A 26,023-nucleotide genomic window follows, 5' to 3' on the forward strand; every position below is an offset into this window, starting at 1 on the left:
TGTTTCTCGGCATATATAGTAATTTAGTGAAATGGATTCTCAATGGAAACTTTTGCCCAGCCGATCTGCAATCCTGCACATGAGGTTTGGATTCTCTTTTTTTCTGTTGCCGGTTTTTCTTTTCGCGATGAGCCAGGCTCCTCAAGTCCTTTTTCTAAATGCATTTCTGACTTTTGTTGTTTGGCACCTGTTTGTCTATCCCGCAAGCAACGGCTATAACAGTTATTTTGATAAAGATGAGGGAAGCATCGCGCTAATAGAAAAACCACCCAAGGTTGATAAAAGCCTTTATCATTTTTCCTTGATTCTTGATCTGGCGGGACTTATGCTTGCTGCATTCGTAAATTGGGGCTTATTAATAGCTGTGGTGATTTATGGAGTTTTTTCAAAGCTTTATAGTCATCCATCGGTAAGGTTAAAAAAGTTTCCGGTCGTGAGTTTTTTAATTGTGTTTATTTTCCAGGGAGCCTGTGTCTATTGGAGCAGTTATGCCGCTATTTCTGGCCTGGAATTGTCTTCAGGCTGGAACTTAAACTTTTTTGTAGCAGGGTTGATATGTTCCTTTTTGATAGGAGCGACATATCCCCTTACTCAGGTTTACCAGCATGAAGAAGATCGGAAGCGAGGAGATAATACTTTAAGCATTCTGCTTGGAATAAATGGATCATTTTATTTCTCAGCCTTTCTCTTTTTAATTTCTATCGTTCTGCTCTGGTTTTATTGGTATCGCCTGGAACAGATGAATAACTTCTGGTTATTTTTAGTATTTGTAATTCCTGTGATCGTATTTTTCTGCAACTGGCTAATGAAAGTACACAGGGATCCTGATGAGGCGAATTTCAGAAACATGAGTCGCATGACTCTGTTTAGCGGCGGGATGATGGCGATTTATTTTGGGCTGTTAAACTTTATTTAACGCTCTCCATTCCATTCTTTTTCAAACTGTTCGAGATAGTCCAACATGAAAGTATGCCGTCCAAGGGCAATCTTCCTGCCCGTGGCAGTATTCATTTTATCTTTTAAAAGCAGTAATTTCTCGTAAAAATGATTGATTGAAGGTGAGGTTGAGTCTTTATATTCTTCTTTACTCATGTTTAATTGTGGCAGAATTTCGGGATTATAAAGTTCGCGATTTTTAAAACCGCCATAACTGAATGTTCTTGCGACACCTATAGCTCCAATGGCGTCTAAGCGATCTGCGTCCTGAACTATTTCGAGCTCATTAGAATGAAATGTGATGGTCCCTAGTCCAGAGCGGAAGGACATGTTCCGAATGATCTGTTGAACATGCTGAACAGTATCTTCATCAACATGTATTGATCTTAGAAAATCGCCAGCTTTTTGAGGGCCGATTTCCTCATTTCCATCATTAAATTTACTGTCGGCGATATCATGCAGCAGGGCAGCCAGCTCCACAACTAGCTGATCTGCCTGTTCTGTTTCGAGGATGAGTTTGGCATTATTAAGTACCCTGCGAATATGCCACCAATCATGGCCGGCTTCAGCACCAGCCAGAGTATCTTTGACAAATTGCTCTGTTAGAGCGATAATATTTTTATTCTTCTTGTTTGGGTTCACGCTTGCTGCCTTCGTATAGTTCATACTCCAAAAGCCTGCAGTCAAGCTTTCCATTATAGAACTCAATTCTTCGCGATGCGCGAAGACCTATCTTTTTAGCAAGATCGGGATTACCGGTAAAAATGTAACCCTTGTACCCCTTACATTTCTGCTTCATGAAGTCACCGATTCGTTTATATGTTGCTTCAAGTTTGGAGTGCACACCAAGGCGTTCACCATATTCAGGGTTGAAGATTACCACCCCAGGTCCTGCCGGAACTTCAGTATCGGCAAAGTCGCATACAGCAAAATCAATAAGGTGGTCTACACCGGCAGTTTTGGCATTGCGCTGTGAAACGTCAATAGCATCGGCGGAAAGATCCGTAGCAATAATCCGTGCCGGCATTTCCTTTTTTGACTGATCTTTTAGCTTTCGCCTCTCCTGAAAAAATACTTCTTCCTCGTAGCCCATGATGTGCATAAACCCATAATTCATGCGAAACAAGCCAGGTGTTTTATCAGTTGCGAGCAAAGCAGCCTCAATTGCTAGTGTACCAGAACCACACATCGGTACGATAAACGGTGTTTTTTTATCCCATTCAGTTGCCATAATCACACCTGCAGCAAGAGCTTCGAGCATTGGAGCCTTGCCAGGGATTTTCCTATACCCGTGTTTAGCTAAAGTTTCACCAGATGTATCAATGAAGATTTCCGCGTCATTTTCTTTCCAATAAAGGTGAATCATGGTTTTGTCGCCAGCCGGGCCGGTGTTGGGACGGATACCCTTTTTATCCTTGATACGATCAACGATTGCATCTTTTACTTTTAGGTTTGCGAACAGTGGAGTTGTTATCGTTTCGTTATCAACCGTTGAGCTAACGGAAAAGTAACCGGTAAAATCAATCAATTCTTCCCACTCGATTTCCATCAGTTCCTTATAAAGACGAGCTGGGTTTTCGGCGGTAAAAGTTTTAATTGAGTAGAGTACCTGACTCGCACATCTCAGGTGAAGATTTAGCGGTATACAGTCGTTAATTGACCCTTCCAGCTCAACTCCTGTGCTGAACGCCCGCACTATTTTATAGCCTAGTGCTTCTACTTCACGCTGCAAATAAGGCGATAAACGGTTATTGCAGGTGATGATGATTTTGCTCTTATTGTGGAAAACTTGCATAATAATTTACAAAGTTAACAATTAAAACAAGCCTGAATTTTATACTTTTACAAATCATGCAGTGGAAATTTTGTCCCACCCCAATGGACGATAATACTGCATTATTTTACGATAGAGAAGATCATTAAATACAAAATAACCATGGACATTAAAGGAAAAGTACATGAAATCTCACAGGTAATTACCGTGAGTGATAAGTTCAAGAAGCGTGAACTAATATTGGAATATGCTGAAAACCCAACTTACCCGGAGTATGTAAAGTTTGAAGCTGTGCAGGATAAAGTTAATTTATTTGACAATGTTAAAGTGGGTGATCAGGTAGAGTTGTTCTTCAATCTTCGGGGCCGACCTTGGACCGATAAAACTGGTAAAACATCGTATTTTAACACGCTGTCTGTATGGCGCTTGAATCCGCTTGGCGCAGAGACATCCTCATCATCCGCTCCGGAATATGCTCCACCTGTAGACATTACATCGGCTCCCGACGATGACGATTTACCGTTCTAAGAACCAATTTCATTTTTAAGGACCCTACTTTCGGTCATTATAAGAATTCAAAAGCCCCTATCCGGAAACCGGAAGGGGCTTTTTACTACTCACATAAACAAAACTATTCTTTAACAAGCTTTTTTACAAACCAACTCCCATTCTGGGATATGTTTACATAATAAACCCCATTCTTTGGAAGAGTTAGCTGTTTTACATAATTGCCGTTGAGGTTTACGACCTCATCAGCAAAAATTGATTTCATGTCACTGTTCAATACGCTGATTTTGGTATTTCCTTTACTTGCTATATTGAATGAAAGGGTCATTTTGCCACTGGAAAAATTTGGGAATAAGGTCAGGTCGCTAACGTCCAGAATTTTAGGTATAGATTCAGTGCCTGTTATTTTTTTCAACTGGTCTTTATTTGCATCGCTGATGCGGATATTCATGCGGCTTGAGATGCCATCCTTGTCAGTGTGACTGTAATTAAAGGACGACGAATTATTTCTGGTCCCAAACGTACTAAAATCTCCATGTTCAAAAATCATAGGTGTGCGGTTTCCTTCTAAAACCCTACCCGGTCTTCCTGGAACCATATTGCGATTCATTGCAATAACTCGTTTTCTGATGTTGCTATCCAGGCCGTCGACATTGAAATTGAACCGTTTCAATAGACTATCGGTATTCAGGTTAAACCTAGTGGTACTATCACCTCCAAAGGTGAAAACTTGAAAATCTCGGTTGATTAATACACTGTCATCACCATTTTTTAAAATCCTGATTTCGCCGGGAGCTTTTCCATCGAACTTGAAGCTCCTGACATTTGCTCCAATAGAAGCGATGTCATCATTCCAATAAAGTACATGCGGTTCTTTCCCATCCCTCGTAACGATTATATCCTTACTGTTGTCACCACCCCGCCCAACTACAACCCGCCGTTCTTCGGAGCGTTTTCCAGGACCTGTTCCAAAATTTTTTTCCATCTCCTTAAATTCTTCCCGAAGTTTAGCTTTTTCGGACTTGTCAAGCTCACTAAATTTTTTGCCATTAACCGTGGTGTCGCCATTATTTATAATAATGCTGCGTGTTAGCCCCTTGGAATCCTGAGCGTATGAAGCATAATCTGGTGCAACGGCTGCTACAGCAAACAGGCATAAAAGGCTTTTAAGTAGACTCTTTTTCATTTAATTACATTTAAGCTGAACAAAAATATAGCACCGCATATCCATATAATGTTAATGCTTTGTTAAAAAGTGTTAAAACTCAGTTGGCTTAGAGCCGGTTACGTATTTTTGTGATTACATGAAGAAAAAGAGTATCAGTTTAATAATAGGTTTGATGGCCATTGCACTTACCGGGGTAATGGCAATGCAGCTGTATTTCTTCAGGGAGTCATACCAATTGCAAGAAAAGCTTTTCGATCAGTCGGTGCACGAGGCACTTACCCGTGTAGTTGAAAGAATCGAGAAACGGGACGCGAATAATTTCCTGGAAAAGAAAGCAGAAAATATTGGCCTGCCAGCAACTGAAACGGTCACTCAAAAACCACTCATTGTAAAACGATCAGTAAGCAATTCCCGCAACAGGACATCGGGAAGGCTATCTGCTATGAATCACATGCTGAACGAGAAGAGAAAAGAGGACAGCATATTTCGAATACGTGATAGTTTATTCAAGGCCAGAAATCCAAATGTTCTGGTATTCGATGATGCCTTATCCCCGGAGGAGCTGAAGGATCAGCAATTCGATTTGCGTGTTGATATTACCGAATATATAGACGCATTCGGGCAGTTGCGAACTCTGCGTGAGATAACAAATAACAAAGTACCAGCATTGGCAATGGCTGCTGGAGGCCAGATCGCTGCCGCCACTGCATCCCTCAGAGACTCTGTGCGTCAGTACATTGTTTTTGACCCGGTTTATGGGACTTCGTTGCGTACTATTCCTAAACCAAAATTAAGGCATAACCCACCCCCAGAGCCGCCAGAGCCAAAAAGGAAAAACAAAGTCGAGAAGGTACAGGAGCTTTTCGCATCAGAGACAAAAAAAGGTGACGTATTTAAAAACCTTGCCGAAGAGTATGGTAAGGTGAGGCTTAGCTTAAATGAGAGAATACATCCTCAAACTCTTGACTCCATGCTTAGACTGGAACTCATCAATAGGTCGATTAATAGTAATTATGAATATAAAGTCACCTCAGCAGAAAGGGATTCTCTGATTTTTAGAAGAGCATCGAATCAAACCAAATTTCTGCCGAATAATAGCTATGAGATTCCGCTTTTCCCAAAAGATATCATCATGGATTCGGGAATGCTCACAATTACCTTCCCCGATAAGAATACAATAATTCTTGCGAATCTAACGGCGATGATGAGCTTGTCAGGAGGTTTATTACTGATCCTTATATTCTGTTTTGGATATACCATTCACACTATCCTGATGCAGAAGAAGCTATCGGAAATGAAAACAGATTTCATCAATAATATGACTCATGAATTTAAGACCCCGGTTGCAACGATCATGATTGCAAGCGAGGCTCTTCGTGATCCTGACCTCACTACTGATAAGAAACGCATTGACCGGCTGGCTAATATTATTTATGATGAGAATGTTCGGCTTGGAAGCCACATTGAACGGGTGCTAAACATTGCTAAAATTGATAAGGGTGATTTGAAGCTTGAGCACAAAGATGTGGAGATGAATGATTTGCTTTCGGCAATCGTAGATAGTATGGCACTACAACTTCAAAAAAGAAATGCTACCATCGACTTGCAACTGGATGCAGGGCAGTCTACTATTATGGGCGATGAACTTCACCTGTCAAATATAATTTTCAATCTGCTGGACAACGCTAATAAGTATAGTCCGAAAGATCCGGAAATCAAGATCAGTACGTTAAATTCGGGACGAAACCTGATTATAAGAGTTGCAGATAAAGGTATCGGGATGAATCGCGATCAGCTGGGTAAAATATTTGATCAGTTTTACCGCATTCCTACTGGGAATGTTCATGACGTAAAAGGCTTTGGTCTTGGCTTAAGCTACGTCGCTAATATTGTAAAAAAATTACACGGGACGATAAAAGTTCGAAGCGAAAAAGACAAAGGCTCGGAGTTTGAGATTAGCTTGCCGCTTAAGAATAGTTAATGCAGTATCGCCGGTTATTAAAAATATAAATCACAAGCAATCCTTAAGAGAGTCCGCCCAGTGCGGTATAAATGATACTTTAAATGAAAAAAATTCTACTTGCCGAGGACGATCCGAATTTGGGAATGCTGTTACAGGATTACCTTCAGTTAAAGGGTAAATTTGAAGTAGTTCTGGCTCAGGATGGAGACGAGGCTTTACGTGCTTTTACAAAAGAACATTTTGACGTCTGTATTTTCGATGTCATGATGCCAAAAAAAGACGGATTTACGCTGGGCAAGGAAATTAGAAAAATCAATCCTAATGTGCCAATAATTTTCGCCACGGCGAAGACCATGATCGAAGATAAGTCGGAAGCTTACAACCTGGGTGGTGATGATTATATAACCAAGCCATTTAGAATCGAGGAGCTATTGTTGCGCATAAATGCACTTCTTAAACGGATGTCAGGTTCTGACAAGAATGACGTGTCTGACCAGCCGACAAAATTTGACATTGGTAAATATAAATTTGACTATACCGCCCAAATGATCAATAATGGCACCGATCAACAAAAAGTGTCAACAAAAGAAGCAGAACTTCTGCGCCTGCTTTGCCTGAAAAAGAACGAGGTTTTAACAAGAGAAGAAGCTTTGATCAGCATCTGGCATGATGATAATTACTTCAATGGTAGGAGCATGGATGTATTCCTGAGTAAACTTCGGAAGTATTTAAAAGAAGATCCTAAGGTGGAGATCATCAATGTGCACGGGAAAGGGTATAAGCTGCTCGTCAATTGAAAGTTATACGGTGTATGTTTTACGTTATATGTCTGAGCGGCAATCTCAGCGTAAAAGGCCTTGGCTTACAATGAAAACCTTTCCGTTTGGTACGCTAGAAAGAAAACTTACAGCGTATAAAGTAAAACTTATAACCCTACAGATCAAATTTAATCCCTTGCGCCAGGGGCAATTTATCCGAATAATTGATCGTATTTGTCTGTCTGCGCATGTAAGCTCTCCATGCATCAGAACCTGATTCTCTTCCACCTCCAGTTTCTTTCTCCCCTCCAAATGCACCACCAATTTCTGCTCCCGAAGTTCCAATATTGACATTGGCGATTCCGCAGTCGGACCCACCATACGACAAGAATTGCTCAGCCTCACGAAGATTTATAGTCATTATTGCCGATGACAGCCCCTGCGGCACACCGTTCTGCATGGCAATTGCTTCATCCAGAGTGTTATATTTCATCAGGTACAAGATTGGTGCAAATGTTTCATGTTGAACAATTTCAAATTCATTCTTTGCTTCCGCAATGCAGGGTCGGACATAGCAACCGGACTCATAGCCCGCACCTTCCATCACTCCACCTTCAACTACAAATTTGCCACCTTCTTTTTTACATTTTTCAATCGACTCCAGATATCCGTTAACAGCATCTTTGTCAATTAGGGGCCCTACATGATTATTTTCATCCAGGGGATTCCCAATCTTTAGTTGTTTGTAGGCCTTAACTAACTTGTCGCGGAAATTATCATAAACACTTTCGTGGATTATTAGCCGGCGTGTTGAAGTACATCGTTGCCCTGCCGTGCCCACCGCACCAAAAACTGCTCCAACAAGTGACATCTCCAGATCTGCGTCTTTGGATATTATTATAGCGTTATTCCCGCCCAGCTCTAATAAACTACGACCGAGTCTTGCTCCAAGTGCAGCGCCAACGGCTTTACCCATACGAGTTGAGCCCGTAGCAGAGACTAAAGGAATTCGTTTATCATTACTCATACTTTCACCAATGCTCCGGTCGCCTACTACGAGGCAGGAAACGCCTTCAGGAACGTCGTTTTTTTCAAATACTTTTTGAATGATATGCTGACACGCGATAGCAGTCAAAGGCGTCTTTTCTGACGGCTTCCAAACACAAACGTTACCGCAAACCATCGCAAGTGATGCGTTCCATGCCCATACTGCCACCGGAAAATTAAAGGCTGAGATAATCCCAACTACACCCAGCGGATGCCATTGTTCATACATCCTATGAGCCGGTCGTTCGGAGTGCATGGTAAGGCCATAAAGCTGGCGTGATAAACCAACAGCAAAATCACAGATGTCGATCATTTCCTGAACTTCTCCGTAACCCTCCTGCAGGCTCTTTCCCATTTCGTAACTCACGAGCTGGCCTAATTCCTCCTTCTTCCCGCGAAGGGCATCGCCAAATTGGCGAATCACCTCACCACGCTTAGGCGACGGCCAGGTCCGCCAAGTCTTAAATGCCTCTTCAGCTTTTTGTATGGTTGCATTGTAAACATCAGCGTCAGCAAATTTCACAGATGCAATCTCTTTTCCATCCACAGGAGAGTAAATCACTTTAGCTTCAGCCTTAGGACTGCTGCTCCAGGCCTTTCCCGTACTGCTTGAGTGATTAATTTGCTCTATTCCAAGGTTCTGCAGCAGCTTTTTGATGTCTATTTGCATAAAATTTCGTATTTTTGTCAAAGTTAAGCATTTCTATCTAGGCAGATAAACCGGTGATGGTTTTCACTGCCCTTTCCAGGCTTAGTATTTTATTTTCAGACGATTAAAGCTGCGGGTGTCAGGATGTGGAAAAATAATAACCAGAAGAATTAGTGATTAGCTTTAAATTGATTGAATAAATCCGGGGCTATTTTTAGCAGAATATCCGGTGAACGTTCTTAATCGTACTATTTTAGGATGGAAGAAGATTTTGAGTTTGATTTTTCCGAAGATCCCAGATTTTCGGTAGAAAGATATGAAGAGATGATCCGTAACCAGGATCAGTATTTTTTCGATGCTCAGGCATTTGAAAATATAATTGAATACTATATTGAGAAAAACGATCCCATAAAAGCATTACAGGTTACCGAGTATGCGATTAGCCAACACCCTTTCGCGGCAATTTTCTCGATTAAACAGGCCCAGTTGTATGTAGCTACAAACCAATTTGATCTTGCGTTTGAATCGCTGAGCAAAGCCGAAACACTTGAGCCTTCCGAAGCAGATATATATACTATCCGGGGTAATATTTTTGAAGGGCTGGAGCGCCACGAAGAAGCCCTCGAAAACTATGAGAAAGCTCTAGGTCTGGCAGAAACAACGGACGAAATTCTACTTCATATTGCTTACGTCTACCAGAGCATGGGCGATTACGAGAGCTCTGTGAATTACCTCAAGCAATGTTTACAGCAAAACATGGAAAATCAGGATGCACTTTATGAACTTGCATTTTGTTACGATGTGCTTGATAAACAAGAAGAGAGCATCAAGTTTTATGAGCAGTACATCGACAACGAGCCATATTCGTATGCTGCCTGGTATAATTTAGGCAACGCATTCAACAAGATGGATCTGTACGAAAAGTCTATTGATGCCTACGATTACGCTATCCTTATTAAGGACAATTTCGCGTCCGCGTATTTTAATAAGGGAAATGCATTGGTTCATTTGGATCGCTATAACGAAGCAATCGAGGTATACAAGCAGACTTTCGAATATGAGCCACCAAGCGGCGACACCTACTGCGCAATCGGCGAATGTTACGAAAAGCTTGAACGTATGGACGAAGCACGATCTTATTACAAAAAGGCGGTAAAGCTTGATCCCGCCCAGTCAGATGCCTGGTTCGGTATTGGAGTAACGCTCGATTTTGAAGAGAGATACTTCGAATCACTTTATTTTTATAAGAAGGCACTGGATCTGGACGACAAAAATGCTGATTACTGGTTTGCGATTGCAGATGCGCAATATAAGCTTAAACAACTTGATGAGTCAGAAAAGGCCTATGAGAAGGTCCTGGAATTAAATCCGGTTGATATTGAAGCATGGTTGGATTATTCATCGATTCTTTTTGAGCAGGATAAACTTACGTCAGCAATAGAGATTATATCTGAAGGAATAAAAAATAATCCTGACGCTGCAGAACTGTACTACAGGATGGTGGCTTACCTTTTTGCGGCCAGCGAATACAGTGAAGCGCTGATTTACCTCGAGACGGCTTTGAACACTGATCCTGAGAAACACCATATTCTGTTCGAATATCTTCCTCAGCTTCACGAGAACAAGGTTATCGTGGACATAATAAATCGTTACACCCGTTAAAAAGCAATAAAAATATTCAGGCTTTAGGTTTTGATTTTTTTTTGGAGATTTGCAGTTAATTAAATGAGCAGTGATTCTTTAGAATTTAATTACAATGCAGGTCTCATTTAGCAATCCAAACCAAGATAAATGAATTACATATTAAAGAATATTCCTGAACGTACGCAAAAGCCCCGTGTAAACGGTCTTACGATGGTAATGGATAAAGGTTTAAGTGTGCGTGAAGTTGAAGATTTTCTTGAAGTTGCTGGTCCGCATGCCGATATAATTAAACTGGGATGGTCTACATCATACGTAACACCTAACCTTGAACGCAAATTAAAGGTATATAAAGATGCAGGTATCCCTGTTTATTTCGGTGGTACTTTATTTGAAGCCTTTATTATCAGGAACCAGTTTGACGATTATAGGCGTATACTTGATAAATACGGAATGGAACTTGCTGAAGTGTCTGATGGATCTATCGAGATCGGACATGAGGAAAAATGTGAATATATCAGGAAACTAAGCGAGCAGGTTACGGTAATATCAGAAGTAGGGTCAAAGGATGCAGCTAAAATTCTGGCTCCATACAAATGGATAAACCTCATGCAGGCCGAAATTCAAGCCGGTGCATGGAAAGTTATAGCAGAAGCAAGGGAAGCAGGAAATGTTGGTATCTTCCGTGATTCAGGTGAGGTAAGGCAAGGTTTGATTGATGAGATATTGACTCAAATTCCAGCCGAAACAATAATTTGGGAAGCTCCGCAAAAAGCACAGCAAGTTTGGTTTATAAAACTGATAGGTTCGAATATAAATCTGGGCAACATTGCCCCATCAGACGTTATTCCTGTAGAAACACTAAGACTAGGACTTAGAAGTGATACTTTCGATCACTTTTTGAATCTATAAACAGTATAGTCCCTCCCGCGTTAATATAACGTAACATAACAACCCCCAATGAAGAAATACGGACTGATCGGGTATCCTCTAACACACTCTTTTTCAAAAAAATACTTTTCCGAGAAATTTACAAAAGAGGGTTATGAGGATCGTGAGTATGAACTTTATCCACTCCAGAATTTAAGCGATCTTCCCGGTTTGATCAATGACACTCATGATTTGTGCGGACTGAATGTCACGGTTCCACACAAGATCGGCGTAATGTTTTATTTGGATAAAATTGACCCGGCGGCGCGCGAAATAGATGCTGTTAATTGCATAAAGATTGTTAATCATCAGCCTGTAGAAGCCTTTTTTAGCGGGGAGCTTTCCTCAATGAAAGTTCGCCTCGAAGGTTATAATACCGATGCCTTTGCATTTGAAGAATCATTAAAACCACTGCTTAAAAAACATCATCAAAAGGCATTAGTTCTGGGAAATGGGGGAGCGGCGCGAGCAGTTGCTTATGTTCTGAATAAGCTTGACATTTCGTATAAGCTTGTTTCACGGAGAGCTATTGGAAAACAACTTAAATATGAGCAATTAACGGCGAACGTTATGAAGGAGCGCCTGCTCATTATTAACACGACCCCTTTAGGCACCGCACCTAATATCGAAGAATGCCCGGAGATTCCATACGAGCTGTTGACCGCAAAGCATTTGCTGTACGATCTGGTATACAATCCGGAAGAAACAGAATTTTTGAAGCGTGGTAGAGAAAAAGGAGCTGCTATCAAGAACGGACTCGAAATGCTGCACCTGCAAGCTGAAAAGTCCTGGGAGATTTGGAATAAATAGAAAATGAGAAAGCGAGGGATCTATAGTTTTGTAATTGTATTTCTGTTCTTTCTGAGTTGCTCACAAGATTATTCTCCCAAGCCCCGGGGATATTTTAATATTAAATTCCCTGAAAAGAAATACCAGTCGTTTACTTCTGACTGTCCATATAGCTTTGAGTTTCCTGTATATGCCAAAGTAATACCCGATTCTAAAAAAGATGCAAAACCCTGCTGGCTGGATGTTTCCTACCCAGATTTCAATGGAAGAATTCATCTAAGTTACCAACCTGTTCATTCACCTTCAGAATTTAACCAACTTGTAGAGGATGCGCGTACTTTTGCTTTCAAACATACTGTAAAGGCTACGGCGATAGACGAGGGGCTTATCTCATATCCTGAGAAAAATGTTTATGGGATATATTATTCCATTGACGGAAATACGGCATCATCTGTACAATTTTTTCTTACAGACAGTACCAAAAACTACCTTAGGGGTGCATTATACTTTAATGAACAGCCTCGTTTAGATTCCATCCAGCCAGTACTAGAGTTTATTAAAAAGGATATTGATGTAATGATTAAATCTTTCAAATGGAAAAATCAATAAAATTGCTCATTCTGTTGTGTTTCATCGCCAGCTCGACAATGGCTCAACTTAATTCTGATGAGAAGAAGATTGTCGAATTTATTAACGCTCATCTAAAAGATTCAGAGCAACTGCTTATTGAGTCGGTAAATGTTAACAGCGGCACATTGAACGTCGAAGGCGTGAAGAAAGTTGGAGCGATTTATCGGAAAGAGCTTGATAAGATCGGGTTCACTACCGAATGGGTAGTTTTACCCGACTCCTTAAGACGGGCGGGCCATTTGGTTGCAACCGTAAAAGGAAATCAGGGTAAGAAATTATTTCTGATCGGCCACCTTGATACCGTATTCGAGTTGGATATGGCTTTTGCCCCTTATACAAAGTTGAATGATTCAACGGCAACCGGCCAGGGGGTTAATGATATGAAAGGTGGTAACGTGGTAATGATTGGTGCCTTGAGAGCACTTTCTGAGTTAGGATTACTTAAAAATACACAAATCGTCGCTTATTTCACTGGTGATGAGGAGAGCTCAGGTTCACCACACCATGTAGCCAGGCAAGATTTTATTGAAAGGGCAAAAACTACAGACATTGCTTTAGGTTTTGAAGGTGCGCAAGGGCTTCACACGGTTGCCGTAGCACGCCGGGGCATTGGAGGCTGGGTACTTAATGTTGAGGCAAAAACCGGACATTCTGCGGGAGTTTTCAGCGAAGGGGCAGGCTATGGTGCGATCTATGAAGCAGCAAGGATCATTAACGAATTTCGTACGCAACTTGCAAATGAGAAGTATTTAACCTTCAATCCAGGTTTAATAAGCGGAGGTTCCGAGATAAAAGTGGACCGTGCTGCCGCAAAATTAGAAGCCGTGGGCAAGACCAATATCATTTCACCGGCAGCATACGCAGCAGGGGATTTGCGTTATATTTCCGAAGCACAGCGTGAAAGTGCAAGAGAAAAGATGAGATCAATTGTTGCGCAGAGTCTGAACGGTACGAAATCCCGCATTTCATTTTCAGATGGATTGCCAGCGATGGAACCTACAGAAGGAAATTACCGACTGGTGAAGTTTCTTGATGATGTTACAAGGGATATGGGCCTGGGAGAAACCGTAGCAGGTGATCCGGGTTCGAGAGGTGCAGGTGATATATCCGATATCGCAAAATATGTAGATTCGCTAGATGGTATGGGCGCTTCTGGTTCAGGATCGCATAAGCCTGGGGAAACAATCAATCTGAAGGAATTTCCCTACCTCATTCAGCGGGCCGCGATCATGATTTACCGACTTACCAGGCAAGGAGCAACAGTCAATTAGCAAAATGATGGGGTAAAACAATTCGACTGAAATTTGGTACTTTTATAGTAATGATCAATATTAAAGTCTTCGTTTGTAATCCTTACCAGGAAAATACATACTTGCTGTACGACGACAGCCTGGAGTGCATAATTATTGATCCGGGAATGTACGATGGCGACGAGCAGAATAGAATTCTAAAATTCATCGCGGAGCATAAACTAAAACCGGTGATGCTTTTAAATACCCATTGTCACATAGATCATGTTCTGGGCAATAAATTTATTTATGACACATTTGGTTTACTTCCACAGTTTCATAAGGGAGAACAAGCCGTATTGAATGCTGTAGTAGCATATGCACCTCAAATGGGGATTCGATATGAGGTTTCACCATTGCCCGAAAAATACTTACCAGAAAGTGGTACTATAAGTTTTGGTGAGAGCGAACTTGAAATATTATTTTGCCCTGGCCACTCACCTGCACATTTATGTTTCCACAATAAGGAGCACAAAATTCTGATAGGGGGTGATGTATTATTTTATCAAAGTATTGGGCGAACAGATCTTCCGGGTGGAAATTATAACCAACTGATCAGCAATATTCGTGAGAAAATTTTCACACTTGCAGATGACTGCCGTGTTTATCCAGGCCACGGACAATCGACCATGATAGGATATGAAAAGCAGTTTAATCCTTTTTTAACCTAAGGATTAAGATCTTCGCGAAATTGAACACATCCTATTACATAGCAAAGCGATACCTTTTTTCAAAAAAATCGGTCAATGCGATAAATTTTATATCGGGCATTTCGATGCTCGGGGTTTTTGTCGGGAGTGCCGCTCTTATCATCATTCTATCAGTGTTTAATGGATTTGAAAACATTGTTCTTTCCATGTACAATACCTTTAGCCCCGAACTAAGGATTGAACTTGCAGAAGGCAAAGCATTTGAGCCATCCGACCCACGCTTTTCGAAATTTAAAAATGACGGACGTATCATAAACTACACCGAGGTGCTGCAGGAAAAAGCTCTTGTACGCTATGGGAAAAGTCAATCGATTGCCTTAGTAAAAGGTGTGAGCGATGAGTATATGAATGGGCAGGTTAGCCTGGATTCAGCGATCTCCAGCGGCAGTTTCATCCTGAAGGAGAAAGGAGAAAATTTTGCGGTAATTGGTTCTGCCATACAGAACTATCTTTCGGTAAATTTAAATGATGATTTCAGACACCTCGACATTTATTCTCCGAGAAAAAATGCTGCTAATTCATTGAATCCGGCCGACGAATTTAATGTAATGTCAATTCATCCATCAGGAGTGTTTTCTGTGCAACAAGAGTTCGATAATATGATGATCGTGCCAATCGGATTTGCCCGAGAATTACTAGGAGAGGAAAGCAAGGTCTCTTTAATAGAAATTAACACCAGAGATGACGTATCTGTGGATGACCTGCAGGAGGAGATTTCCGAAAATCTTGGGAAGGATTTTGTAGTAAAAAACAGAAGCCAGCAAAACCAACTACTTTATAAAATTTTAAACTCAGAAAAGTGGGCAATCTTCATGATCCTTACGTTCGTCCTGATCATCGCCATTTTTAACATTATCGGTTCCTTGACCATGCTGGTTATTGATAAGAAAAAAGATATAGCTATTCTTAGTAGCCTGGGCGCTGATAATGGACTAATTCGTGGTATTTTTTTCATTGAGGGAATGATGATCTCCATGGTTGGCTGCGGTCTTGGCATGTTTGCAGGCCTTATGTTCTGCCTGCTTCAGCAGCACTTTGGTTTCATCAAAATGGCCGGCGCCAGCCTGTTGATTGATTCATACCCCGTTGGGATAAAAGGTACCGATTTCATCCTTGTCTTTGGAACGGTACTACTCGTCTCCCTGGTTGCATCAGCGATCTCTTCAAGACTAAGTGTAAAAAATACCGGAAGTCTTCGCGAAGAACTCTAGCTTTCTCAGTACAATCTTCATTTAAAAATAAGCATTTTTAGAGAGGTAGTTTTTTACATAATCCTCAACTCCATCTTCAAGGGTATAAAAGTCTTTTGGATAACCTAAAGATTTCAACTTTTCCATGGTCGCTTCTGTGAAGTATTGGTATTTATCCCGGATATCTTCCGGGGTTGGAACAAATTGAATATTAATCGGCTCTCCCAAAGCTTTGAAGGTATTTGTCGCGAGATCAAGGAAAGTTCTTGCCTTGCCTGAGCCCAGATTATAGATCCCGGAATCCTTCCGATGATGCATCAAAAAATATAAAACGTCAATTACATCCTTAACATAAACGAAGTCCCGCATTTGCTCCCCATCCCGGAAGTCCGGATGGTGAGATTGAAAAAGCTTCATTTCTCCAGTCTTCTTTATCTGATTGTATGTGTGAAATATCACGGAAGCCATTCTTCCTTTATGATATTCATTAGGACCGTAAACGTTAAAGAATTTTAAGCCTGCCCAAAAGTAAGGTGCTCTTTCCTGAGCTAAAGCCCATTTGTCGAAATCATTTTTCGAATCGCCATAAGGATTTAAAGGCTGAAGCAAAGGGATTTTCGACTCATCATCTTCGTAACCGTTTTCACCAAGTCCGTAGGTAGCGGCAGAAGAAGCATATACAAGCGGCAGCCCAAACTCGACGCATATATTCCATATGTTTTTAGTGTAATCGAGGTTGAGGCGGTCGAAAATATCACGATCAAATTCTGTGGTATCTGTTCGCGCTCCGAGGTGGAATACAAATTGCACAAGCAGCTGGTTCTCTCTTAGCCATTCCGGAAAGATGTCACGTTCCACCTGCTGTGAAAAACGCTTACCTTCGAAGTTTTTGTTTTTTTGGTCATTCGAAAAATGATCTACTAATACCAGGTCGTAAAACCCTTCGTCATTTAGCTTCTGGACCAAACAACTTCCAATAAATCCCGCTGCGCCCGTTATAATGATCATCTCTTATAATTTGGTTTGATTATAAAAATAGGTTTTGTTTAATGTCAGGTATTATCCCCTTTTTCAAAGCTTCATCGAAAAATATATTCACTGCTCTGCGGCCCTCATCGCCAAGATCAACAGAATACTTATTGACATATAGTTCTATATGTTTATACATCACGTCCGTACTCATCTCCTGGGCATGGGACCTTATAAAATCCAAGCCAGAAAGTGGGTTTTTGATTGCAAACATCACACTGCGTTGAATTATGCGATTTACTTTTTGTTTGACTTCTTCCGGCAGACTACGCTTTATCATAATTCCACCCAATGGAATCGGACAAGATGTAAGTTTCTCCCAATATTCACCAAGGTCCATAACTTTCAACAGGCCCTTATCTTCGTATGTAAAACGATTTTCGTGGATTATTACTCCAAGATCGATGCGATTGTTTAGCAATGCAGGCTCGATTTCCGAAAATTTCATTTCAACCTTATTTTCAGCTTCGGGGAAAGCAAGAGATAAAAGGAAATTTGCTGTAGTATTTTTGCCGGGTATTCCAACTTTGAGATTACCGATGCGTGAGGTAAGACTTTCAATTCCTTCACGGAGGATTGAAGGGTCGTTGCAAATCAATAAGGGTCCGACACCGAAGCCAAGTGCACTACCCGAGTGCAATAAGACATAATTTTCTGTTAGATAAGCATAGGCGTGGTAACTCAGCTTTGTAATATCCAGATCAGCGTTAAACGCCCTTTGATTAAGAGTTTCCACATCCTGATATGAAACATCAAAGGTCAACCCTTCGGTATCTACTTTCTGATGGATCATAGCATCGAAAATAAAGGTGTCATTCGGACATGGTGAGAAGCCCAGGCTCAATTTCATTCTTCAAGCAGATTAATAAGAGTTTTGTTTAGGTTCTTCACTGCGAGTTCGATATCCCATTTCTCACGGTTTCTGCGCTCGACATAATTTGAAATAGCACGAATTTGAATGTATGGTACAGCAGCCTGATTACATGCATAAAAAAACGCTGCGCCTTCCATGCTTTCAATCTGGGGATTGAACCGGGCAATGGCATTTGCGATGGATAGTTCATGTCCATGAACCTTGTTCACCGTTATTGCGCTTACTTCTTTTAATTGATTAGTCCGAAATGCCGGATTCGGACGATGTGAAAGTGATGTCAAACCTAATCCCAGGGAATCAAGAGATAAAAATTCGTCTCCGTCTTCTGCTCCAAGTTCTGCAAACGTATCCTCTTTCACTAAACACACTTCACCGAGCTCTATATCAAAGTCAAAGCTACCAGCGATGCCCGCATTTATTGCCAGGTCGCAAGAAGATTTAGCAAAATGCCTGCCCAATGAATAAGCCGTTGGAACCATCCCGGCACCCGTTACCAATACTTTCACTGAATGAAGGCCAATGTAATGTTCCTCAGAGCTGCCTTCAATAGAATATGCAGAAAGAAAGGGCTGAATCTCCGGAAGAGTAGCGGCAACAAGGAGTAGCTTCATTAAGCAAAGTTACGCAAATGAGTTAATTTGTACTTAAGGCAAGTTTTACTTTAAGTATATTTGCATTTTAATTTTTTAACATGATTTATATTACCAGGAGAGAGAGATTTAATGCAGCCCACAAGCTGTTTCGTGAAGAGTGGAGTGACGAAAAAAATTTAGAAACATTTGGAAAATGCTCGAATCCGAATTGGCATGGGCACAATTACGAATTATTTGTGACCGTAAAGGGGGAAATTAACCCTGAAACAGGTTTTGTAGTCGATTTGAAAGAGTTAAAGGCTATAATTACATCCTATGTAACGAGCGAGCTGGATCATAAGAATATAAACCTTGATGTAGACTTCATGAAGGGAAAATTAGCCTCAACCGAAATACTGGCAGTAACAATATTTGAAAGGCTTAAACCATATATCGAAGAACAGGGTGCACAATTGCATAGTGTTAAACTTTTTGAGACAGAAAACAATTCTGTAGAATACTTTGGATCATAAGCTTAAGACTATGGATCAGAAACAAGACATCAATGAAGAACAGATCGACGGATACGTTAAGATCGACAGATATGATCAGGCAAGAATTGATCGTATTGCATCTCACTACGAAGCAATTTTGGCCGACCTCGGAGAAGATCCATCGCGCGAAGGTCTTTTAAAAACTCCTGAACGGGTTGCAAAAGCTTTGCAGTACCTTACCCACGGCTATGATTCCAAGCCTGATGAGATTCTACGTTCTGCGATGTTTAAAGAGGATTATAGCCAGATGGTTGTAGTTAAGGATATAGAGGTATTCTCGATGTGTGAGCACCATATGCTTCCCTTTTTCGGTAAGGCGCATATTGCGTATATCCCAAACGGGTATATTGTTGGTTTGAGCAAGATTCCCCGGGTAGTAGATTCTTTTGCCCGCCGCCTCCAGGTTCAGGAGCGGCTAACTAATGAGATCCGCGATTGCATTCAGGATACTTTGAACCCTGCTGGTGTTGCAGTCGTGATTGAATGTAAGCACCTGTGTATGTCAATGCGGGGGGTGCAGAAGCAAAATTCAGTGACCACAACGTCCGCGTTTACAGGCGAGTTTGCCAACGAAACCACGCGCGGTGAATTTTTGAAACTTATCACATCAAATCTCAGCTAATCAGTAATTCTGCTATATGAAATCATATTTGTTTCCGGGACAGGGAGCCCAGTTTGTGGGAATGGGAAAAGATCTTTACGACCATTCACAAAGAGCAAAAAGTTTATTTGAAAATGCTAATGAGATACTAGGCTTCAGGATTACAGACATAATGTTTTCTGGAACTGAAGAGGATCTGAAGCAAACCAATGTTACCCAGCCTGCAATCTTTCTACATTCTGTGATCCTGGCCAAGGAACTTGGAAACGATTTTCAGCCGGATATGGTTGCCGGACATTCATTAGGTGAATTTTCCGCGCTCGTAGCCGCAAATGCTATCACTTTTGAGGATGGGTTGCGCCTGGTAAGTGCCCGGGCGAATGCAATGCAAAAGGCCTGCGAAATAAGGCCGTCTACCATGGCCGCAATACTTGGCCTGGACGATTTTACCGTTGAAGATGTCTGTCAGAGGATAAGCGACATTGTGGTTCCTGCTAATTATAACTGCCCTGGCCAGTTGGTAATTTCCGGAACAATTGAGGGCATCGATAAGGCTTGCGAATTGCTAACTGCGGCTGGAGCGAAACGTGCGTTAAAACTTAATGTTGGTGGGGCCTTTCATTCACCGCTGATGGAAGCAGCTCGGGTGGAACTTCAGGCAGCAATCGAAGCCACTGAGTTGAAAGAGCCGATTTGCCCTGTGTATCAGAATATTGATGCTAAGCCTTACAAAGATGTTTCAAGTATAAAACATAATCTTATTGCACAGCTGACAGGTGCAGTACGCTGGACTCAAACCATTGAAAAGATGTTAGAACATGGTGCGGACTCTTTTACAGAAGTCGGCCCCGGAAGTGTTTTACAAGGGCTTGTAAAGAAAGTCAACCGTGCTGTTGAAACCAGCAGTGCTTCTCTGAGTTAGATAAGCCAAAATACCGAAAGGGCATAATCTTTGTGCATTTTCGGCTTTTTATAGCATTACCTAAACTATCATTTTTGAGCGGAAATTTTAAGATTCGGTTACTCTTATTGATGCTTGCCATTGGCTTTGCATGCACCGCTTTGACGATCAATCTTACTATTAATAAGCTGGAAGTTCTCCATCTTGATGGTCAGAAGATTGAGCGACGCCTCCATCGAAAAGAAGTGTTCGTCAGGGAATTTCTGAACAATCCTGCGAACCTTGATTCACTTCGGAAAATAACCAATAATGAGGTCTGGTCACAATATCTGATTAAGGAATTAAGCGAAAAAAGAAACATTTATGTACAAACCTTTGAAGATGGAAAGCAGAAATTTTGGAGCGGGATTAAAATCATCCTTGAAAGCGACGTCCAGCTAAAAGAAGGTTCAACATTTATTCCCTGGGAAAACGGCTATTATGAAGCGATAAAGAAGTCTGAGGGAAAATTTTCAGTCATTTGTTTTATTCCAATTAAGGCAAGATATCCTTACCAAAACGAATATCTCAAAAATGAATTTGCAAAGGAGCTTATCTCTTCGGACAATCTGGATATAGCCGGTTTGAATGATAAAGACGTATTTAATATACGGAATATTGAGGGTAAATACCTTTTCTCAGTTAAGTTAAAACCAATTGTAAAAGATACATTCTATACATCGCTTGAGCTGTGGATGTGGATTTTGTCAATGCTATTTTCGTTCATATTTGTGACTCACCTGTGTACGGGTATTGCAAATAGGGGACAAGCACGGGTTGCGACTTTAATACTAGCAGTTTTTATTCTTTCCTTCCGGCTGATGGATCTGGAGTTCAGATGGTTTGCTAATCACTTTGACATTGAAATATTAGATCCGAAATATTATGCTTCAAACTATTTTTTCCCCTCACTAGGAGAATTCCTTGTAAATGTGTTGTCATTCACCTGGATATTGGCCTTTATACATTCCTATCGTTTCCAGATTCTTCAAACGAAAAAGCCATTTGGAAAACTGTTAAGCTGCATAATATTCATTCTGTTAGGTTTTCTGGTGTGCACCGTCGGCTTTGCTACAAATGATCTGTTTTATGGACTTGTCACAAATTCCAATATCAGTTTCGATGTAACAAACGTCTTAAATTCAAACTGGCTGAGTTGGATCGGAATTTTAATTTTCTGCTTCTCTAGCTTGAATCTCTATCTCTTAATTGATTCAGCTCTTGCCTTGTCAGATTCACTTCCATTATCCAATAAAGAGCGTTTGTTGATCTTCATGGGTGGATTTTTACTGGTGTTGATCGACCGTGTTTTCTTCTCAAATTTCAATATCTTCTTTTTCCTTTTTGCACTGATACTGCTCATTTCCGGGTGGTCCTATTACCGATACAATGGTAAGTTCAATCCTGGTGCCTTCGTAATTTGCCTGCTCATATTTGCAGTTATCGGTTCGTTGAAACTGTCACGGTTTCAGTTTCTGAAGGAACGCGAAAGTCGTAAACTTTTGGCCACAAAACTCGAATCATCAGGAGATCCTAATGCGGTTCTGCTTTTTTTCAATATTGAAAAAGAGATCCTTGAGGATAAGTTTGTGATCGATTACTTTAAAAATCCGCTTGCCAGTCAGGGTGCATTAAATAACCGTTTGGTAAAATTGTATATGGCGGGATATTTATCACGATATGATTTCGCAGCGTACGAGTACGACGAACGTGATATGTTTTTTAAAGGTGATGGGGGTATTGCGTTGTCAAGCTTTAAAAATCTGGTGCTTAAAGGTTCTGTAAAAGTATCTGAATATTTTTATCGCAAGAACAACACGTTCGGATTTCAGCATTATTTTGCTCTCCTACCTGTTCGGGATAGTACGAGCGTTTTGGGGACACTCGTGCTCGAATTGACCTCAAAGCGTCACGATCAAATGGGTGCTTTTCCGGAATTATTGGTCGACGGTAAAATTAAAGAGGATCTGCAACTTAAAGATTATTCCTACGCCTATTATAATGATGGATTGTTGTTGAATCAGCATGGTAAATATGTTTACAACCTTAAAAGTTCCGACTTCAAAGGAAAGGTGAAGGACTTTGTATTTGTAAACAATGTTGATGATGGGAAGAGGTATAATCATTTGATTTATCAGGCGAATCAACGCAAACTAATTGTGATAAGCCGGGAAGTAAACAACCTCCTTGCTCAGCTTGCATCAGCATCTTTCATCTTTTTGGTACTGCTATTTTTTGCCATGCTTGTATACCTTCTTCAATGGCTATGGTACAGTGTGCAAAATTACGATATCAGGTTTAGAAACTTCCGCTGGAATTACCTGATAACTACAAACAGAATGCTTTACAAGACCAGGATTCAGTTCTCTATGGTGTCTGCGGTAGTTATTACTTTGCTCATTACAGGACTTATAACCTATTATAATATAAGTAAGCAATACCGGCAGCAACAGGAAGAAACCGTTTTAGATAAGATTACTAAAATTTCCGCAGGTTTTAATAAGCAACTTATCGACAATGATATCCTAGCCGGAAGTGAGCAGGCAGAATTAGCTTTTAATACCTATGCGGACATTAATGGCGCCGATCTAAATCTCTTCGATCTCGAAGGAAAATTGATTCATTCTACACAACCTAAAATCTATGAAAATGGCCTGATAGCCAGAAAAATGAACTCCCTGTCTTATTTATATCTCAATAGGTTGCAAAAATCGGAATACATTAATACGGAGCAAATCGGTGACCTTTCATTCCTCGCAGCATATGTACCTCTAAAAAATAGCAAGAACGAGCCGATAGCCTACCTTGGACTTCCTTATTTTTCTAATGTCAAAGATTATGAGGACAGAATCGGACTATTTTTAAATGCGCTGCTGAATGTTTATGCGCTTGTGTTTGTGGCCATAGGTTTCTTCGCTGTATTCGTGGCCAATCGGATTACTACGCCGCTTACAATGATTCAGCAGAGTTTGAGTGAAACTAAGATAGGCCGTAAGAATGAACCCATTTCCTGGAAGAGAAACGATGAAATCGGAAACCTGATTAAGGAGTATAATACGATGATCGCTGCCCTGGAAGAAAGCGCTCAAAAGCTTGCCAGGTCTGAACGGGAGAATGCCTGGAGAGAAATGGCTAAGCAGGTCGCTCACGAAATCAAAAACCCTTTAACGCCACTTAAGCTGGGAGTTCAATTGCTTGACAGATCCTGGAAGGAAAAGGATCCAAATTTCGACGCGAAATTTGAGAAGTTTAGTAAATCATTTATTGAGCAAATTGAGAGTCTTTCACACATCGCCTCAGAGTTTTCAAACTTCGCGAAAATGCCCGAAATCGTTCTCAACAATGTTGATTTGAAAGAGGTACTTGCCCAGTCTGTTGAACTATATGTTCAATCAGAACATACTACGATAAAATTTGAAGATAATTGTGAACGCGAGGTGAACGTGCGGGCAGACCGGGATCAGTTGCTACGATGCTTTAACAATCTGATAAAAAATGCAATCGAGGCACGGTTGGATAATGTCGATAGCATTGTTGATGTAGTAATGTATTGTAAAGAAAATCTGGTTCTCGTGGAGATCCGCGATAACGGTTCGGGTATCCCTGAAGCACTTGGACAAAGTATATTTACTCCTAATTTCACTACCAAAAGCTCAGGAACCGGTCTGGGTCTTGCATTCGTTAAGCAAGCCATTGAGAATATAGATGGAGTGATTACCTTCAACACTTTCCCAGGAAAGGGAACGACATTCTTTATTCGAATTCCCATGGTTGATGTGCAGGCCTAGTTCAAGATAGTACCTGGTAAACTGATTGTAACTATCCAATTTTGCTATGCGGATCTTATACCTGGAGGCGCCCTGTAAAAACAAGTATCAGTCCAGGCCGGGAGCTAACAAATCGGGGTCTACATAACCTTTGTTGGGATCAGTGATTTTGCTAAGGTTATATTTAATACTGCTGCCTTCTTTATTACCTTTTAACAGGCCTTTTTCATAGAGAGTAAATAAATACTGCTTAATAAATTTGATCGTGACCTCCTTAATCCCAGGTTCGTATTCACGGATTTTTTCAAAGACTTCATCTCCATTTGCTTCGCCAAGGCTTGCCAGTGCAAATATTGCCCTGTTTTCGAGCGAATCGCTTAGGTCGTAAGATGATGGAATAACTATCGGTTTAAATTCTTCCCGGAACTGCTGATCTGATAAAGTCATATAATAATGTATTGATCAGCTATAATACAATCACACTCAGCGATAGTTTTATAGTGCTGTTGAAATTCAAAATATCTTACAGTTCTGTCTTAATTCAAATAATTACCACTTACCTCAAGGTAACTGCACCCTTACCCATAGTATACCCATCTGCATAAAGCATGACTGTGTAAGTCCCTTTAGTGAATTTTCCAGGGTTTGCCCAGTCTATCGAATAGGCTTTCCCGTCGTTTGCAAATTCAATTGCAGTTTTATAGGTATATTGAAGTTCTTCGTCATCGGCTGTAAACATTCCACCCGAATTTGATATGATCAGGTTGCCACTTGGGTCGATAACCCTGATGTAAATATCATGAAGGCCTTTTTCCGCAATTGAATTATTTACGGCAGAGAAATTAATTCTTATCTTCTCGGCGGTGTTTGCGCGGGTAACGCCGTTTTCCTTGCCATTATTTCTAATTTCGAAGGCGCTGACAGACACGTTCCCCGTTTTTAACGCTGCCGCGGCCAGAACTTTTGTATTTAGTTCCTGATTTTGACGCTCTAAATCACTCGCTTTTGAACTGACCGAATCGACAGCACTTTTAAGTACATCCCGCTCACTGGTAAGTGTGATATTCTGTTTTCTGAGAACCTCAATATCCGCAGTATACTTAGTGACGAAGTAGCGCAATTGCTTTATATCTGTTTGAGCCTTCTCCAGCTGCCCCTGAGTCAGTTCCCCTTTCCTTAATGCCGTACGAAGCTCCTGAATTTTTTCTCGCGCTAAGGACTGATCATTCTGCATTTGTTCAGAAAGCTTAATATTGTTTGCTGAGGCATTATCCAGTTCCGCTTCAATTTTATCAATTTCGGTTTGCATTACCGATTTCTCGTCGCTTATTGTGACTATGCGGTCGTTCGCTTTTTTGTCTTTGAAAAAAAGATATGCGTTGGTTCCGAGAAGGGCAAGTATTACTACGACTAAGAAATATATCTTATTTGAGTCTTTACGGATAGGTTGTTCCTGGTTTTGGTTCTCCATGTTCAATCGTCTGTCTATTAATTAAATGTCCATGTAAAATCGTTACTATTTAAACTTTACAAAGGGCAAATTTATTGTCCTAATGAACACGAAGTTAACATTCCTGAATTGATTGTCATTATTTGCTGATGTTAATTTAGAGCTGGCTGGCGCAATTTTTTTCATGAAAGTGCGTATGAGATGTATTAGTTTAGAAAAATCCGGATAGCCATAATCAGTTTAATTATCTTTGAC

General features: G+C 40.8%; 24 protein-coding genes. 15 read left to right on the forward strand and 9 right to left on the reverse strand.

Going from position 1 to position 26,023, the window contains the following annotated elements; genetic code table 11:
• Positions 1 to 79 precede the first annotated feature (79 nt).
• On the forward strand, positions 80 to 916 hold the full coding sequence (locus B5X60_RS13020; protein ID WP_245803519.1) for a UbiA family prenyltransferase: 837 nt from the start codon (positions 80 to 82) through the stop codon (positions 914 to 916).
• On the opposite strand, the gene B5X60_RS13025 is transcribed toward B5X60_RS13020, so the two are convergent.
• Both B5X60_RS13025 and B5X60_RS13030 read right to left on the reverse strand, forming a co-directional pair.
• The gene (locus B5X60_RS13025) at positions 913 to 1,602 is read right to left on the reverse strand and encodes an HD domain-containing protein (protein WP_079703117.1); all 690 of its coding nucleotides are present in this window, start codon (positions 1,600 to 1,602) and stop codon (positions 913 to 915) included. The two genes, B5X60_RS13020 and B5X60_RS13025, sit on opposite strands and share 4 nt — an antisense overlap.
• Positions 1,556 to 2,731, reverse strand: coding sequence for a THUMP domain-containing class I SAM-dependent RNA methyltransferase (locus tag B5X60_RS13030; RefSeq protein ID WP_079703118.1), 1,176 nt, complete (start codon positions 2,729 to 2,731; stop codon positions 1,556 to 1,558). The genes B5X60_RS13025 and B5X60_RS13030 overlap by 47 nt, the downstream gene beginning before the upstream one ends.
• Positions 2,732 to 2,872: 141 nt before the next feature.
• Here B5X60_RS13030 and B5X60_RS13035 point away from each other — a divergent pair, with 141 nt between their 5' ends.
• Positions 2,873 to 3,238 carry a DUF3127 domain-containing protein gene (locus B5X60_RS13035; protein WP_079703119.1) on the forward strand — a complete coding sequence of 122 codons (366 nt, stop codon included), beginning with the start codon at positions 2,873 to 2,875 and terminating at the stop codon, positions 3,236 to 3,238.
• 103 nt (positions 3,239 to 3,341) lie between these two features.
• Here the strand turns inward: B5X60_RS13035 and B5X60_RS13040 are convergent, their stop codons facing one another.
• Positions 3,342 to 4,403: a T9SS type A sorting domain-containing protein gene (locus B5X60_RS13040; RefSeq protein ID WP_079703120.1), complete on the reverse strand. Its 1,062-nt coding sequence runs from the start codon at positions 4,401 to 4,403 to the stop codon at positions 3,342 to 3,344.
• Between the two features lie 118 nt (positions 4,404 to 4,521).
• Here B5X60_RS13040 and B5X60_RS13045 point away from each other — a divergent pair, with 118 nt between their 5' ends.
• A complete protein-coding gene (locus tag B5X60_RS13045) occupies positions 4,522 to 6,366 on the forward strand; it encodes a sensor histidine kinase (protein ID WP_245803520.1) in 1,845 nt (614 codons plus the stop codon).
• A gap of 83 nt (positions 6,367 to 6,449) precedes the next feature.
• A complete protein-coding gene (locus B5X60_RS13050; protein ID WP_079703121.1) occupies positions 6,450 to 7,145 on the forward strand; it encodes a response regulator transcription factor in 696 nt (231 codons plus the stop codon).
• A 136-nt stretch (positions 7,146 to 7,281) separates the two neighbouring features.
• Here B5X60_RS13050 and amaB read toward each other — a convergent pair whose 3' ends face one another.
• Positions 7,282 to 8,823, reverse strand: coding sequence for an L-piperidine-6-carboxylate dehydrogenase (gene amaB, locus B5X60_RS13055; protein ID WP_079703122.1), 1,542 nt, complete (start codon positions 8,821 to 8,823; stop codon positions 7,282 to 7,284).
• A gap of 237 nt (positions 8,824 to 9,060) precedes the next feature.
• Here amaB and B5X60_RS13060 point away from each other — a divergent pair, with 237 nt between their 5' ends.
• From B5X60_RS13060 to B5X60_RS13090, 7 genes are all read left to right on the forward strand, one after another.
• On the forward strand, positions 9,061 to 10,464 hold the full coding sequence (locus B5X60_RS13060; protein WP_079703123.1) for a tetratricopeptide repeat protein: 1,404 nt from the start codon (positions 9,061 to 9,063) through the stop codon (positions 10,462 to 10,464).
• A 129-nt stretch (positions 10,465 to 10,593) separates the two neighbouring features.
• On the forward strand, positions 10,594 to 11,355 hold the full coding sequence (locus tag B5X60_RS13065; protein ID WP_079703124.1) for a phosphosulfolactate synthase: 762 nt from the start codon (positions 10,594 to 10,596) through the stop codon (positions 11,353 to 11,355).
• Positions 11,356 to 11,403: 48 nt separating this feature from the next.
• Positions 11,404 to 12,183, forward strand: coding sequence for a shikimate dehydrogenase family protein (locus B5X60_RS13070; protein ID WP_079703125.1), 780 nt, complete (start codon positions 11,404 to 11,406; stop codon positions 12,181 to 12,183).
• Positions 12,184 to 12,186: 3 nt separating this feature from the next.
• A complete protein-coding gene (gldD, locus tag B5X60_RS13075) occupies positions 12,187 to 12,771 on the forward strand; it encodes a gliding motility lipoprotein GldD (protein WP_079703126.1) in 585 nt (194 codons plus the stop codon).
• A complete protein-coding gene (locus tag B5X60_RS13080) occupies positions 12,756 to 14,063 on the forward strand; it encodes a M20/M25/M40 family metallo-hydrolase (RefSeq protein ID WP_079703127.1) in 1,308 nt (435 codons plus the stop codon). Before gldD ends, B5X60_RS13080 begins: the two co-directional genes overlap by 16 nt.
• A 50-nt stretch (positions 14,064 to 14,113) precedes the next feature.
• On the forward strand, positions 14,114 to 14,752 hold the full coding sequence (locus B5X60_RS13085; RefSeq protein ID WP_079703128.1) for an MBL fold metallo-hydrolase: 639 nt from the start codon (positions 14,114 to 14,116) through the stop codon (positions 14,750 to 14,752).
• A 20-nt stretch (positions 14,753 to 14,772) separates the two neighbouring features.
• Positions 14,773 to 16,002: an FtsX-like permease family protein gene (locus tag B5X60_RS13090; protein WP_079703129.1), complete on the forward strand. Its 1,230-nt coding sequence runs from the start codon at positions 14,773 to 14,775 to the stop codon at positions 16,000 to 16,002.
• A gap of 21 nt (positions 16,003 to 16,023) precedes the next feature.
• Here the strand turns inward: B5X60_RS13090 and rfaD are convergent, their stop codons facing one another.
• From rfaD to mqnB, 3 genes are read right to left on the reverse strand one after another with little or no spacing between them, the layout of a single operon-like run.
• The gene (gene rfaD / locus B5X60_RS13095; protein WP_079703130.1) at positions 16,024 to 16,989 is read right to left on the reverse strand and encodes an ADP-glyceromanno-heptose 6-epimerase; all 966 of its coding nucleotides are present in this window, start codon (positions 16,987 to 16,989) and stop codon (positions 16,024 to 16,026) included.
• 19 nt (positions 16,990 to 17,008) lie between these two features.
• Complete coding sequence (locus B5X60_RS13100) at positions 17,009 to 17,860, reverse strand: menaquinone biosynthesis family protein (RefSeq protein ID WP_079703131.1); 852 nt, start codon at positions 17,858 to 17,860, stop codon at positions 17,009 to 17,011.
• On the reverse strand, positions 17,857 to 18,495 hold the full coding sequence (mqnB, locus tag B5X60_RS13105; RefSeq protein ID WP_079703132.1) for a futalosine hydrolase: 639 nt from the start codon (positions 18,493 to 18,495) through the stop codon (positions 17,857 to 17,859). The genes B5X60_RS13100 and mqnB overlap by 4 nt, the downstream gene beginning before the upstream one ends.
• 80 nt (positions 18,496 to 18,575) lie before the next feature.
• Here mqnB and B5X60_RS13110 point away from each other — a divergent pair, with 80 nt between their 5' ends.
• The 4 genes from B5X60_RS13110 to B5X60_RS13125 all read left to right on the forward strand — a co-directional run bounded on the left by B5X60_RS13110 (position 18,576) and on the right by B5X60_RS13125 (position 24,339).
• The gene (locus B5X60_RS13110) at positions 18,576 to 18,989 is read left to right on the forward strand and encodes a 6-pyruvoyl trahydropterin synthase family protein (RefSeq protein WP_079703133.1); all 414 of its coding nucleotides are present in this window, start codon (positions 18,576 to 18,578) and stop codon (positions 18,987 to 18,989) included.
• A 10-nt stretch (positions 18,990 to 18,999) separates the two neighbouring features.
• The gene (gene folE, locus B5X60_RS13115; RefSeq protein ID WP_079703134.1) at positions 19,000 to 19,632 is read left to right on the forward strand and encodes a GTP cyclohydrolase I FolE; all 633 of its coding nucleotides are present in this window, start codon (positions 19,000 to 19,002) and stop codon (positions 19,630 to 19,632) included.
• Between the two features lie 16 nt (positions 19,633 to 19,648).
• Positions 19,649 to 20,533, forward strand: coding sequence for an ACP S-malonyltransferase (gene fabD, locus B5X60_RS13120; protein WP_079703135.1), 885 nt, complete (start codon positions 19,649 to 19,651; stop codon positions 20,531 to 20,533).
• A 74-nt stretch (positions 20,534 to 20,607) separates the two neighbouring features.
• Positions 20,608 to 24,339 (forward strand): sensor histidine kinase, encoded by a 3,732-nt coding sequence (locus B5X60_RS13125; RefSeq protein ID WP_139377468.1) that lies wholly within the window; start codon positions 20,608 to 20,610, stop codon positions 24,337 to 24,339.
• 87 nt (positions 24,340 to 24,426) lie between these two features.
• Here B5X60_RS13125 and B5X60_RS13130 read toward each other — a convergent pair whose 3' ends face one another.
• The gene (locus B5X60_RS13130) at positions 24,427 to 24,765 is read right to left on the reverse strand and encodes a hypothetical protein (protein ID WP_079703137.1); all 339 of its coding nucleotides are present in this window, start codon (positions 24,763 to 24,765) and stop codon (positions 24,427 to 24,429) included.
• A gap of 109 nt (positions 24,766 to 24,874) precedes the next feature.
• Positions 24,875 to 25,789: a hypothetical protein gene (locus B5X60_RS13135; protein WP_079703138.1), complete on the reverse strand. Its 915-nt coding sequence runs from the start codon at positions 25,787 to 25,789 to the stop codon at positions 24,875 to 24,877.
• Positions 25,790 to 26,023: the final 234 nt, after the last annotated feature.

It is taken from the genome of Daejeonella lutea (assembly GCF_900168015.1).
Classification (GTDB): Bacteria; Bacteroidota; Bacteroidia; order Sphingobacteriales; family Sphingobacteriaceae; genus Daejeonella; species Daejeonella lutea.